Origin of the sequence: Paenibacillus doosanensis (genome assembly GCF_025060755.1) — a bacterium.
Classification (GTDB): Bacteria; Bacillota; Bacilli; order Paenibacillales; family NBRC-103111; genus Paenibacillus_S; species Paenibacillus_S doosanensis.
Window position 1 is genome coordinate 21687 of record NZ_JANYUY010000031.1, and the last position, 13713, is coordinate 35399.

The 13713-nt window shown below is 57.3% G+C and carries 10 protein-coding genes; 4 read left to right on the top strand and 6 right to left on the bottom strand.

Annotated features, from left to right (window positions below):
* Nucleotides 1–183 precede the first annotated feature (183 nt).
* The 4 genes from N0M98_RS20705 (at nt 184) to N0M98_RS20720 (ending at nt 4251) form a co-directional block, all read left to right on the top strand.
* A complete protein-coding gene (locus N0M98_RS20705) occupies nt 184–1338 on the top strand; it encodes a polysaccharide deacetylase family protein (RefSeq protein WP_259619013.1) in 1155 nt (384 codons plus the stop codon).
* Between the two features lie 19 nt (nt 1339–1357).
* Entirely contained in the window at nt 1358–1957 is a 600-nt protein-coding gene (gene yfbR / locus N0M98_RS20710) for a 5'-deoxynucleotidase (RefSeq protein ID WP_249865180.1), read from the top strand.
* Nucleotides 1958–2039: 82 nt separating this feature from the next.
* Nucleotides 2040–2318 (top strand): hypothetical protein, encoded by a 279-nt coding sequence (locus N0M98_RS20715; RefSeq protein WP_259619014.1) that lies wholly within the window; start codon nt 2040–2042, stop codon nt 2316–2318.
* Between the two features lie 403 nt (nt 2319–2721).
* Nucleotides 2722–4251, top strand: a complete 1530-nt coding sequence (locus N0M98_RS20720; RefSeq protein ID WP_259619015.1) for a dockerin — start codon at nt 2722–2724, stop codon at nt 4249–4251.
* A gap of 327 nt (nt 4252–4578) precedes the next feature.
* On the opposite strand, the gene N0M98_RS20725 is transcribed toward N0M98_RS20720, so the two are convergent.
* The 6 genes from N0M98_RS20725 to N0M98_RS20750 all read right to left on the bottom strand — a co-directional run bounded on the left by N0M98_RS20725 (nt 4579) and on the right by N0M98_RS20750 (nt 13703).
* Nucleotides 4579–5451: a GNAT family N-acetyltransferase gene (locus N0M98_RS20725; RefSeq protein WP_259619016.1), complete on the bottom strand. Its 873-nt coding sequence runs from the start codon at nt 5449–5451 to the stop codon at nt 4579–4581.
* A gap of 76 nt (nt 5452–5527) precedes the next feature.
* Nucleotides 5528–5857 carry a hypothetical protein gene (locus N0M98_RS20730; protein ID WP_249865183.1) on the bottom strand — a complete coding sequence of 110 codons (330 nt, stop codon included), beginning with the start codon at nt 5855–5857 and terminating at the stop codon, nt 5528–5530.
* A gap of 105 nt (nt 5858–5962) precedes the next feature.
* A complete protein-coding gene (locus N0M98_RS20735; RefSeq protein ID WP_259619017.1) occupies nt 5963–8878 on the bottom strand; it encodes an NHLP bacteriocin export ABC transporter permease/ATPase subunit in 2916 nt (971 codons plus the stop codon).
* Nucleotides 8875–11085 (bottom strand): NHLP family bacteriocin export ABC transporter peptidase/permease/ATPase subunit, encoded by a 2211-nt coding sequence (locus N0M98_RS20740; RefSeq protein WP_259619018.1) that lies wholly within the window; start codon nt 11083–11085, stop codon nt 8875–8877. Before N0M98_RS20740 ends, N0M98_RS20735 begins: the two co-directional genes overlap by 4 nt.
* Nucleotides 11086–11113: 28 nt before the next feature.
* Complete coding sequence (locus tag N0M98_RS20745) at nt 11114–11989, bottom strand: HlyD family efflux transporter periplasmic adaptor subunit (protein WP_259619019.1); 876 nt, start codon at nt 11987–11989, stop codon at nt 11114–11116.
* 13 nt (nt 11990–12002) lie between these two features.
* Nucleotides 12003–13703, bottom strand: coding sequence for a cyclic nucleotide-binding domain-containing protein (locus N0M98_RS20750; protein WP_259619020.1), 1701 nt, complete (start codon nt 13701–13703; stop codon nt 12003–12005).
* Nucleotides 13704–13713 lie beyond the last annotated feature (10 nt).

The following is a 13713-nucleotide window of genomic DNA, read 5'->3' on the forward strand; positions in this document are numbered from 1 at the left end:
TTCAAAAACTGCGAAAAACAGCGCCATGACGGCTTCCCGCGGCGCCAGCCTCCCATTGTCGTTTCCCAGTAAACTTTTCGTTAAAAATAGCAGGCGGCGGCAGGAGTTTGCCCGCAAATAATAGAATACGTTAGCAGAGTAAACTAGGTCATTCAGACTACACGATAAGGAGCATCGATGTTTATGAGGAAACTCGTCGTCAAGGCGGTTGCCCTGAGTATTTTCGGGCTTGGCATGCTTCTTCCTTCCCTCCAGGCGGCCAAGACGAATGTCCTATACAAAGATCAAGTCGCCGTGATCATGTACCACCACGTGGACGATGACGCCAAGAGCGCCGGAACGATCACGACCAAGCTTTTTGAAGACCAGCTGACGTATTTAAAAAACAAAGGCTACCAATTCATCACGCTGCAGCAATTCAGAGACTATATGCAGGGCGCCAAAGTCCCTCACAACGCCGTGCTGGTAACGTTCGACGACGGATACGAGAGTTTCTATGTAAACGCTTACCCTATTTTGAAACATATGCGCATTCCCGCCGTTAATTTTGTCATTACGGGAGATTTGGAAAATCCTCTGGCCAGCTATATCCCCTCCTTATCCAAGGATGAAATCGTCGAGATGACCACCGATACGAATTTTATCGACGCGCAGTGCCACAGCAACAGCTTCCATTATAAATTGCCGGACGGCAGCGCGGCCCTCCTCGGACGGATCGTAACGGACGGCAAGAAGGAAACCGAGGAGCAATACAAGCAGCGCGTTCTCGGCGATACGCAGGCGTGCGTCGCCAAGCTGGGCGAGCTGTATCCCGGACCGATCGACGCGTATGCGTATCCGTTCGGCTTTTACGATAACAAAACGATCGATTATATCGGCCAAGGCGGCATGAAATATGCCTTCACCATCGTGCCCGAAATGGCGACCCGCGACGAAGACCCGATGCAAATTCCGCGCATCAACGCAGGCAACAGCGCCGTCACGCCGGAAGTTCTCGACTCTTCGATCATGCGCCGCATCGTGGCGCCCGCACCTTCGTCTCAGGAAGTGCCCTTAGCGGACACGATGAATCAGCTGGGCGGGAAAGCGACAGCGGCGGCGGACGGCACCGTTACGATCCAGTACCAGAGCGGCCAGTGGACCGGGACGGCGAACGCCAACAAGCTGACGGCCCGCGCCGGAGGCAAGACGATCGCGCTGCAAAAGCCGCTCGTCCTGAAAAATAACAAAGTGTTCATAGCTCTTAAAGATTTGGAAACTGTCATCGGCGCCCAAATCGTGTATAATCCTACTGTGCAGAGCTTTTCCGTGCGCCAGACGCCCGCGGCAAAGAAGTAAACAGGATAGGATGAGTTATATGGACAGTCATTTTTTCGCTTATATGTACCGATTGCGCTACATTGAACGCTGGAGCCTTATGCGCAATATCCTCAAGGAGAACGTCGCCGAGCATTCGTTTCACGTCGCGCTGCTGACGCATGTGCTGTGCACGATCGCCAATGAGGAATTCGGCCGTAACGTTCCTACGGACCGCATCGTCAGCATGGCGCTGTTCCACGATGCGACGGAAGTGTTTACAGGAGACATCCCGACGCCGGTGAAGCACCATAATCCGAAAATTTTATCCAACTTCCGCGATATCGAACAGCTTGCCGCCGAACGGCTGCTGGATATGATTCCTCCGAAGCTTAAGCCCGTATACGAGCCGCTGATCGACGCCAAGTCGTCGGGACTCGATCCCGAGCTGAAGCGTTACGTCAAAGCCGCCGATTTGCTCGACGCCTACTTGAAATGCGTGACCGAGCTGTCCGCGGGCAACAAGGAATTCGGCAGCGCCAAGAAACAGATCGAGCAGTCGATTCAGGAAATGAATATGCCGGAGATGGAGTACTTTCTTAAGCATATGGCGCCCAGCCTGGAGAAGACGCTCGACGAGCTGTCCGAGGAATCGTTGTAAGCCGATCCGCACCCAAACGAAAGGACCTCAATTTCCACTGCCATGTGGAGGCTGAGGTCTTTTTCTCGAAGTCCAGTCTGACTTGGAAAATATTTCGATCGGAAATATCATTGTTCGCAAAGAAGGCGACAACACAAATGTAGTTGGTCAAATAAAAGTTGCCGAAAGTCTTCCATCTGCTAACATTGGGGCAAATATATCCTTTCAAGATCAAAATGGAAAAGAATTAGGATTCATTGTTATTAATGAAAAGCTCAAGGCAGGGATAAATAATTTTGAAGCAGTCGGTTCCGGAGATTTCACTAATTATGTTTCATTAAAATTCCATATCGGTGCATTGAACGGTAGAATCGTAAAATAGCTGTTTGGAAAGAGCAAGAAAACCGTATCCAGCGAGCATGGCGATATTGAAATTGGGCGGGGAATCGAACTCATCGGCTTTCGGGAACTAGGCCGCTATTCCGCCGGGGGTTGATCCCCCCGCTGCTCGCCGGATCGCTTTAAAATAAGGTAACTCCCCCATAACTATGATGTATGTCCCCCATAAGTATCTTGGAATTATTGGTATAATACAATTTGTAAGCGTTTACTAATAATAGCATTGCTGTAAGGCCCGCGCCGGCCGGCCACCGGCTTGCGGCATCCAGTCTGGGAGCAAGGGAGGTGGAAGGAAAGTCAACCCGTTGGACGCGACGCGTTCAAAGATGTTGGCCTATGCCATTGCGGCGACGCATGGCTGAGGCATTACAAAGGAGGTTAAGTTGATGCTCAAATGGAATAAGTTACAAATAAATAAGATATGTGGAATTTCAGTCGCTTTATCGGTTACTTTATCGTTATTTTGTACGGCTGGTAACCCTGTTGTCTACGGTGCTGCTGCCTCGCAAAATATCGTTGCCTTTCCCGGAGCTGAAGGCGGAGGCAAGTTTGCCACAGGCGGACGCGGAGGCGAAGTCGTATACGTCACTAATCTTAATGACAGCGGCCCCGGATCATTCCGGGATGCGGTCGGCACGCCGAATAGAATCGTCGTTTTTAAAGTGGGAGGAACTATTGAATTACAAAGCGATGTCGTTGTCAAATCCAACGTGACTGTAGCCGGGCAGACTGCGCCGGGCGGCGCAGGAATTACATTGAAAAACTATAAAATCGGTCTAGGCGGGGATAATATTATTCTTCGCTTTATCAGCTCAAGGCCCGGTGAAAGAGGCGTCGAGAAGGATTACGATGCATTTGGAGGGGCGAACGGAAGCAATTCCATAGTAGACCATGTGTCAATAGGCTGGGCAAATGACGAACAATGGGGACTTTATTCAAACAATAATAATTACACCGTACAGTATTCCATCATCGGTCCGTCGAATTCATTTTCCTACCATTCCAAAGGCATTCACGGGTTTGGGGTTATGCTTGGCAGGGCTAATGCTTCATGGCATCATAATCTGCTTGTACACAACGTATCCCGGAATTTCAGAGGAAAAGTAGTAGGAACCAATCCCATCGATTTTACCAATAACGTCATCTACAACTGGGGATACCAAACGGCTTACGGGACTCTCGGGCATGAAAATTATGTGAATAATACGTTGAAAATGGGCGTTTCCACCAAAGGAGGCTTCAATTATATAAGCGTTGGAGATAGCGGAACAAGTCCCGAAAACTATTCCATTTATTTAAAGGGGAATCGGTTTCTTAATAGGGATAATACAGACTACGGTACGCTTACCTCGAATAACTGGACAGGGATAACCTATGATTCCGGAAAAACAGAAGCAAATACCCGTTCGGATGTTCCTTTTGAAATGATTGTAAACGATGTGAATGTTTCTACCGCCGTCTACGCGGAAAGTGCCAAAGATTCCTACAATCATGTGCTGCATTACGCCGGTGCGGCGGTCAGTGCGAATCAAAGAACGGCTATTGACAAGCAGGTTGTTTTCGAAACAAGATCAGGTCAAGGATCGCTCACGGGCGCAAGACCTTATTCGGAAGCTTCGGATGAACAAAAAGCAGAGCTTGACAAATACCATATTGAAACGGGCGTCGAATATATGTATCCTGATGCAGTGCTGACCGGGGCGCCGGCGGATACAGATGGAGATGGCATGCCTGATGACTGGGAGAAGGCAAGAGGGCTTAATCCGAACAGCGCTTATGCGCCTGACGGCACCTTGGAATCCAGTGGGGACTACTGGGGAATGGGCTATACGAATATCGAATATTATATCAATGATTTAACGGTTCATGCATTCCCGGCCAACACCGTGAAGGCTTCTCCCAAAAAAAGAAAGTAATGTCGCTGACGAAAACGATGCCTGCAGCGGCAGGGCGGCAGAATGGTTAATGAACAAATATCCGTCAAATTCGGGCAAGCAGCCGCTGCTTGCTTCTTTTTTTATGATCGTTGACTGCTGGCCGGCATCTCGACAGGATAGATCGTTCGACTTGCCGGGCTTCTCCCCGTTGACGCCCTCCCCCGTCCCTTTCGGAGAGGCGGGGGCGAATGAAAAGCCGATATGATCGATCCAAACCTTCTGCATATCGCCTTTCAGCTGTACCCTTTTGGGGCTTAGGCACAGCGCCTCCTTCGCCTCGCTCCCCTTCGCTTGCCAGAGGAATGATTATAGCTCCAGCAGCGCCGTTTTGTAGGCGGTGACGGTCGGCTGCATCGGCGCCAAAAGCCGTTCGGCCACTTTCCGCATCCGCATGTTTTTATCCAATATTTGGATGACGATATGCGTCGCTCCCGTCCTGCCCAACCTTTGCGCGGATTGGGCCGCCAACGCCAACCCCAGCCCTTGGTCCCGGTAAGCTTCGCGGATATATAGCGCGCGGTAGAGCAGCGTATCCGTCAGCTCGCGATCGACGATCGACCATCCGACGATTTGTTCATCCAGCTTGAGCGCCAGGCTGCAGCTGCGATCGATAATGCTTTCTTTTTGCAGCGGCATGAAATAATCGTTAAAATCTTGCTCCTGCAGCGTATTCATAAGCGCCAATTCGTTCTGCCGCAGCTCGCTCCAAGGGACGACGCGAAAGCGGGCAGGCAGCTTGAACCGGCGAATCCACGGGCTGGGCATGCCGGCGAATATGTCGCATCGGTAAAACCGGCTGTATACCGCTGGCGGCTGCCATCCCGATTTCACCAGAACCCGCTCCAGCGCCTCATATTGGTTGAGGGCATAATACTCGATGCACGCTTGCTTCTTTATTCGATGGAGATGCGCCTTCAGCTCCTGCATAAGCGCCGTGCCGATGCCGCGATTCCGGAAACGTCCGTCGACGAATACGGAGAGCACTCTGGCCGGATCGTCGCGGGCAGGCGAATGGGCGAGAAGCAGTCCGACGGGATGTCCCGTCCAGCGGGCGCCCAGAGCTAATTTTTGCCCCTCCGGGTCCGCATCGGGCCGGACCAGCCAGTCTCTGTAAGAACGATAGGTGAAGGGCTGATACGGCCCCGCCGTTTCCGGCTCAAGATGTACAATCTCAATCAAGGTACGACATCCTCCCGACGCGTCCAAAAAAAAGAAGCCGAAACGATGATTCCGGCTCCTCTCTCCAAACGTTGTATTATCTTTTTTTCTTGCCTTCCGGATACGGAGGACCGTACAGAATAAACGCCGAGAATGACGTGCCTCCGGAGACTTGCTCCAGTTCCGCTTCGTCCAGCTCGCGCTCGGCGTCGGAGGCAGGGGCGTTGATCAACGTCTTCGCCTGAAGCTCTCCGTTCTCCCCTTCGGAAATGACAACTTCAACGCCTTCCGGCAAATCCAAGCCGCTCAGCTCCCGGATCGCCTGATTCGGATTAGCCAGCGCGAGCGCCCGGAATGAAGCGTCCTCCGCAGCGCGCTGCTTGAACAACTCGAATTGCTCGTTAGCCTTCTCCATCGTCCAACTCATAAGGTAAAACCCCTTTCCATGATTCGTTGCCTAGCCACCCTCATTATAGCCTGACCTAAGGCAATAATCTGTACCCCATTCGGGGTATCTTTGCCGCACACGCCGTCACACAATCTGGCGCGCGGCGAGCCGGGCGAACGCCCCCTCCTGCCGCAGCAGCTCTTCATAGCTGCCCTGCTGCACGATCTTCCCTTTGTCCATCACGATAATCCGGTCGGCGTGGACGATCGTGCTGAGCCTGTGGGCGATGACGATTCGCGTACCGCTCATGCCCCGCAGCATCGTGGTAATGTTCTCCTGCGACTTCTGATCGAGCGCGCTCGTCGCTTCGTCGAGAAGTACGATTCTCGGCTTATGCACGATGGAACGGGCGATCAGAATGCGCTGTTTCTGCCCGCCGGACAAGCTGCCCGCGCCTTCCGACAGGACGGTATGCATCCCCATCGGAAGCCGGCTGATCTCGCCGTCCATGCCGACGAGCTGCGCCGCATTCCAGGCGTCGTCTATCGTGTATTCGCCGCCTTGGCCGATAATGTTTTGCGCGATGTCCCCGGCCCACAAACGGCCGTTTTGCAGCACGACGCCGCACCGCCGCCGGACGGCCCGCAGGTCCAGTCCGCTCAAGTCTTTGCCGTCGAAATAGACGGCGCCCTGCTCCGGTGTTTCGAAGCCGATAATCAGGCGCAGCAATGTCGATTTGCCGCTGCCGGAAGCGCCGACGACCGCTACGTATTCTCCCGGCTGAATCTTCAGAGAGACGTTGTCGAGTATCGGCGGCCCGTTCATGTCGTAGCGGAACGTCACCTCGCTCAGCTCGATGCCGCCTTTCAAATCTCCCGGATCTTCCCGGTTCGCTTCCGTTTCCGGCTCTTCCTTCATAAGCGGCCTGACCCTCTCGTAGAGCGGCTTCAGCTCGAACAGCGGCAGCGATGAAGCGCAGAAGGCGATCACCGAGCCGATCAACGTGGCGTACGCCGTATGGAAGGCGGCGAAGGCGCCCGGATTCATCCGAATGTCCGAGGCCGATATGATCCAGAACAGCACCAGGCTCGATAAAACCGGGTAAGCGCCGTTGACGACGGTCAGCCGGTTGGCGGCTTCGCGGAGACGGTACGCATGAGCGCGCTGCATGCTGAAGGCGCCGCTCCACCGATTGAAGGCGCGCCGCTCAGCCGCAGCGACGCGCATCTTGGTTATGTTGGCGAGCAGCTGCACGAGCAGCCCGCCGACCTTGCCTTCCTGTTCGGTTTTTCGTTTCATGTGCTTGGCCAGCTGTACGCTTGACAATGCAAAGACGGCCGCGTAGATAACGATCAGCAGTACGGCCAGCCACGCCAAGCTCGGCTGATACCAGAACAGCAGACCGAATTGCAGCAAGGAGAAGATCGCGATCGTCATGCCCGATACGAGCCAGCCGGATATGACATGGAACATAGCGCCCACGCCCCCGATGCGGCTCGCCAAATCGCCGGCGTTGTACCGGCGGAAAAATCCGGCCGGCATATTCAGCAGCCGGTCCCATGTTGCGCTGTATAGCGACGCCCCCCATGTGCCGAACAGCCGAAGCCACGCCATGGACTGCGTCACCCGGAAGCCAAAGCCGGCAAAGGCGATGCTCATCAGCAGCGCCATCATCTGAAACAGCTGGCCCGGTTCCGCCGCAGGAATGATTTTGTCGATCATAAAGCCGGTAGCGGCCGGCAGCGCCATGCCGAGCAAGCCGAGGGTAAGCCCGTAGATCAGCCCCCAAACGATATCCTTCATCGCTCTTTGGGTAAGGAGAAAGCGGACGATATCTTTCGGCGTCAGAGAGCGGTACGGCAGCGGGCGGTACAGCTCGTAAGCGAACGGGCGCAGCTGCTCGGCCAGCCGCTGCTTGACGATGACCGGCTTCTCCCCCGCCTCGCAGATCATTCCGTAGGCGCCGTCTCCGGCCGGAAGCAGCGCCGCCGGACGGCCGTCCTCAAGAAAGGCGAGCAGCGGTCCGTTGTCTTCCCGCCACCAGCCCGAACGCAGCGCAACCTTGCGGCTGCGAAGACCGGCTTCGCGAAGCAGCTCCTCCGCCTTGCGGCCCGGTTCCCATCGTCTCGGCATGTTCAGTTCAATGCCGATCATTTCGCAGACAAGGCGCGTGCAAAAGAACAGAGGATCGCGCCGGTCCGGGAACGAACCCTCCCGCTGAAGTCCTCTCTTATCGCCGACCGCCGAAAAGCGGCTGACGGCTTCCTCCATGCTGAGCCTGTCTTGCTTTAATCTTTTTGCCAGCCGCTCCTGTTCTTCCCGCTTCGCCTGACGCAGCTGATGGAGCAGCTTTTGCGCCAGGAGACGGTGAAACAAGCGCACCGATTCGGGCAATCCGTCATGCAGCTGCAGCAGGCTTAGGGTGTCTGCTGTGTACAAGCGGTTGCCTTTGGGAGAAGCCGCCCATACGGAGCGCATCATCGGCACGTATACGCCGGGCGGGACCGCAGGCAGGCCGCCGTCCTGCCATAAGCCGGGCAGCCCGCCTTCAGCGCACATCCAGACGACATGCGCTTCCGAAGTGAACACCGCCGGTTCCCAGACGACAATGTCGGCGTTCGGCTCCGCTTGCTGAGCCTGAACCGGGGCTGCATCGGACACGGCCGCGGAAGTAAGACGGAGCAGCCACTCTTCAAGCAAGCCCGCCGCCTGAACCTGCAGCTTGAGGCTGTCATCGGCGTCATCAGCGCCGCCGGCCCGGACGGCCTCCGCAAACGGTTCAAGCCGAATGCTGGCGATAACCGTATCCGCCATCATCTCGGCGATCCAGCCGAAGCCGCCTTCATCTACTTGCGGCAGATCGAACCAAACCTGCCCTGCCTCCACCGTAAGCACATGCGATTTGAAACCGGCCGGCTTACCTTGCGCAAGCTCGGCCGTATACATGTCCACGGCGCCTTGCTCCACGTAATGCATCGTCAGCACCCGGCGCTCTTGCAGCAGTAAGGCGGCTCTGGACGGATACCGCTGCCGTGCTTCGGCGAGTTCCGGCATCATCATGAAGCCTCACCCCTCTCCGAGGCATGGAACAGCTCCCGGTAATGGCCTTCGACTCGGAGCAATTCCTCATGGGTTCCCGTCTGTACGAGCTTCCCTTGGTCCAGCACCGCGATCATGTCGCAATCTCGGATAGCGCTGAGCCTGTGAGCAATAATGATGCAAGTGCAGCCTCGCCTGTGAATATTGCCGTAGATGACGGCCTCGCTCTCCGGGTCCAGGGCGCTGGTAGCTTCATCCAATATGAGGATGGACGGCCGCTGCGCGAGCGCCCTGGCGATTTCCAGCCGCTGCGCCTGCCCGCCGCTGAAATTCCGGCCGTCTTCCTCCACCATATGATCGTATCCGCCCGCTCTTGCGGCGATGATCTCGTGGATGCAGCTGTCCTTGGCCGCTTGAACGACAACGGCGTCGGGTATCGTCGGGTCCCACAGCGTAAGATTATCGCGGACGGTCCCTTCAAACAGCCGGATATCCTGGTCGACCAGCGAGACGGAATTGGCCAGCACATGGCGGGGCAGCTCGGACCGCTGCCGACCGTCGAAACGGATCGCCCCGTTCCACGGCTCGTATAAGCCGGTCAGCAGCTTCGACAACGTCGATTTGCCGCTGCCCGATCCTCCGACGATAGCAACCGTCGCGCCGGGAGGAACCGTCAGGCTGATCCGCTCGATAAGCGGAGGGTCCAGAGGACTGTAGCCGAACGTAACATTGCAGATAGCCAGCGCTCCGGACAGCTTCGGAGGCCATTGCTGCGGGTCGTTCGCCTCGCCCGCTTCCGATGAGCCGGAATGCGCCGTATCGGCCGAATGGTTCAGCACGTCGTCCAGCCGAAATAAATGCCCTCGCATTTGCTGCCATTCTCCCCCCATCGCCACCAGATTGTTGACCGGCGCAAGAAAACCCGAAGCAAAGCCGGTAAAAGCAAGCAGCATGCCGACCGTAAACGAGCCGTTCAGCACGAGGAGGCCGCCGATGACAAGAATGATTGCGCTATTTAGCTGCTCTAGCAGAACAGGAATCGCCGACAAATATTGGTTGGACGCGCCGAGCGCTTGCTCCGTGCGAGTCGTATTGGCCTGGTATCCCACCCAGCGGGAGAAGAAGTCCGACTCCCTGCCGCTCGCCTTGAGCGATTCCATATTGATCAGCCCGGCAATGGACGCGCCTTCCAGCTTCCCCTCGTCCATCTGCAGCTTCTGATTCCGGTCCGTCTGCTTGCGGTTTACATGCAGCAAGTACGCCACGTTAAGCGCAGCGACCAGTATGGCGATCAGCGCCAAACGGTAATCGTAAAGCAGCATGAACGTGAAGTAAAATCCGGCAAGCATCACGTCAATAACGGTGCCTGCAAGCTTTTCCGTTACAAATTGGGCGACTCTGTCGTTCGCCTGCGCTCTGCCCGCAATCTCCCCCACGAAGCGCTGAGCGAAAAATCCGACGGGCAGACGAAGAATATGCAATACGAAAGAGCCTGCCATACTGAGAGAAAACTTCGTTTCCATTCTCAGCAGCGCATACTGCCTTAGAGCCGTTAACAAGGCGCGAAGAACGACGATGACAAGCATTCCCAGCAGGATAGCTCCCGCCCATTCCCTCTGTCCCGCCAGCATCATCCGGTCTACGAAAAGCTTCAGAAACAGCGGTACGAGCACCCCCGTGCCGGCCAAGCCGATCCCCGCCGCAACCAAATAGACGACTTCCCGCTCATATCCTTTGAGCCGCCGCAGCAGCGACGAGCGCACCGAAAAACGGCTCCCTTCCCGCACGAAGGCTTCTCCCGGCGTCATGGTCAGCACGACTCCCGTATACGAGCTGTCGAACTCTTCGAGGCTTACCGAGTACGGACCGTGGGCAGGATCGTTCAGAAACGCCTTGCCGCCGGCAAAGCCCTCCACCACAAGAAAATGATTGAAATTCCAATGTACGATAAAAGGAGGCTTCAGCAGCTTGAGATTTTCCGGGTCCTTCTTGTAGCCTTTGGCCTCCATGCCGTATTTGCGGGCGGCCTTCAAAATGTTGCTCGCCTTGCTGCCGTCCCGGGATACCCCGCAATCGTACCGGAGCGTCTCTACAGGAATATGACGCCCGTAGTAGGCCAGCACGATAGCGAGGGAAACCGCGCCGCATTCGACCGCTTCCATCTGCAGCAGCGTCGGCGTAACCGCTCGCGCACCGCCGCGAAGCCTGGATAATAACGACGCCATCATCGGATTCACCTCTTCTGCGCGTTCGCGATCAGAATATCCATTCGATCGGACGCGTTTTGCCTGTAATAAACTGGACGGAGCACAGCATACCCGTCTTCAAGGTTATGCCGGACTCGGCGCGCCGGGCGGTCCAGCGAAGCCTGGTCGGGTGCCCCGGGTCCTTTTGCAGCGCGACCCGCACTTCCGCTACGGGACCGGCCGCGATGAAGGCTGCCGCAAGCTCGCGGTTCCCGGTCGCCCGCTCCGCCTCGTCCAATGCGGCGGGAATTTGCGATACGGCGGCGATCTCGCCGATTATCGCTCCGTTCGCATTGGCGCTGTCGCCGTTCGGCCATACCCTTGCCGGCGTGCCGGGCTTGAGCGCTTTGCTCTCATCCATCGGAACGTACACGACGGCCTCGTACTTGTCTTCGGAGTCCGCCGCCGCTTCCGCTTCCAGCGTGATGAGCGGCTGCCCGACCTGGACCCACTGTCCCGGCTGCGCGAGGACCTTCAGAACGCGGCCGCTCGCCAGGCTGACGACCTTCGACTTGAGCAGCAGCCGCTGCGCGTTATCGGCGGAATTGCCGCCGTCCCCGGCTTCCGGCCACGAAGGGTCGAACAGTCTCGCAACCGTGTCGCCCCGCCGCACCGTATCTCCCGGCTTGACCCCGATATCCGTCACCTGGCCGGCGGATGTAGCCGCGATGGCCGCAAGCCCGTCGTGCATCGTCAATACGCCGTTTCCGTTCATTTTGACGGTCACCGTACCCAGCACCGCCCATGCGAAAAAAGCGGCAAGCAGCGTTAAAACGGACAAAAGAGCGATCCAGTGCCGCGGACGGGCGATCGTCATCAGCACGTCAAACTGCTCGGGCGAAGACATTTTCTCCAGCGAGGATTGGCGGAAAATATTCGGATTCATCGCGTCATTCCCCCTATTCTCCCTGTTTCGGCGATAGCTTGAGCAGGCGGACGAGACTGCCGCTCCCGGTCTCGCTCCCGGCATTGAAATTATAAGTGCGGAGCGCCCCCTCCCACACTCCGGCCGCTTTAAGGGCCTCAACCATCCGCGCCGGCTCGGCGGAACCAGCCTTATCGGCGGAGAGTGCGATCAGCCGCACCGCGTCGTAGGCGGCGGCCGCTATACGGCTCGGCGCCATCCCGAACGCAGCACGGTACTTGTCTGCAAAAGCCGCAGCCGCCGCTCCGCCCGCAGCTGCATCGGCGGCGAAATCGGTATAGCCGTATACTTCGCCGGCATACGCCGGCATCATCTCGGCGGCCGGGACGGCCGGACCGGCTAGGAGCGGGTAGCGCGCCCCGGCCGCCTGCAGCCCGGAGCCGATTTCCGGCGCCGCTTCCCCGCTGCTGTCATAGACGACCACAGCTTCCGTCTCCAGCAGCTTCCATTTGCCGATGACGGCAGTGAGCGCGGAGCGCGCGGAAATGCGGGTCAGCCTGTCGGCGACGAGAATGCCTTTCCGGTCGGCCGCTTTCTCCAAAGCCGCGGCAAACTGCCGGCCCGCGGCGCTGTCCTCGTAATAAATCGCCACCTTGCCGAAGCTTTGCCGGGCAAGCCACTCCGCGACTTCCCCGGCATAAACTCCGGGAGCGATCCCCAATGCGACGGAACGGCCCGCAGCCGATGCTGCGGCTCCATCCAGAAGGAGCGTAGGAACGCTTGCCGATGCCTGCCCTGCCGGCAATGAGGCGGCGATGGCGAACGCCGGAGCGGCAGAACCATCGCTGAGCTCTTCCATCCCTCCGTCTCCCCGGTAATCCGGCGACAGTCTGAACCGCGGATAGGCGGAGCTCGCCTGCAAGTCCGCCATCGCCAGTTCAACGCCGCGCTGCATAGAGACTGCAGCGCTTGCGTCTTTCGGCAGATACACCGCAACCGGTACCTCGACCGCAGCGCCGTCTGCTATCGTGGCCGATAAGGACGATGGCGGCGACGAGTCTGGCCCTACCGCGGCCCACTGCCATAAACTTGCCGCCGTCGATGCGCCGCCCGCTTGCAGCCCGTAGCACAGAAGAGCGCCGGCCATGAAGGAGGCGGCCATGCAGAGCGCCACGGGCAACCGCGAACGCGCCGCTGCACCGGCAGCCGCGCGCCGATCGTTCGGCCGGACAGCGGCGGCCGCTTCCGCCGTCGATGCCTCTTCGACTGCCTCAGGCTCCGGCAGCGCCGGCTCTTCTGGCGGCGGGCCAGCCGTGCGCGAAGACTCGCGGTTCACCTTGGCCAGACGCTTAGCGAGGATACCGGCAAATTGAACGGCAAGCGTATTATGCTCGTACAATATCCGGTCGAACGAATCCTTGATCAGCTTCAGCACGACCAGATCGCTCTCCGCCCTGGCGGAAGCCGAGCGCGGGTCTCCCGTCAGCAAAGCCATTTCGCCGAAATATTCCTTTTCTCCCAATATCGCCAACGTCGTTTCGTTGTTGCCGGAGCCCAAATAAATTCTAGTTTTCCCCTGCATAATGATGTACAACGAATCGCCGAATTCGCCTTCCTCGAACAAGATGTCTCCCGCGCGGTAGCTGAGCTGGGTAAACTGCTGCAGCAGCGCCGCCTTATGCGCCCTGTCCAAGCCTTCGAACAGCGGAATTTCCAGAAATGCAAGCTTGTTCAAAACTATCCCT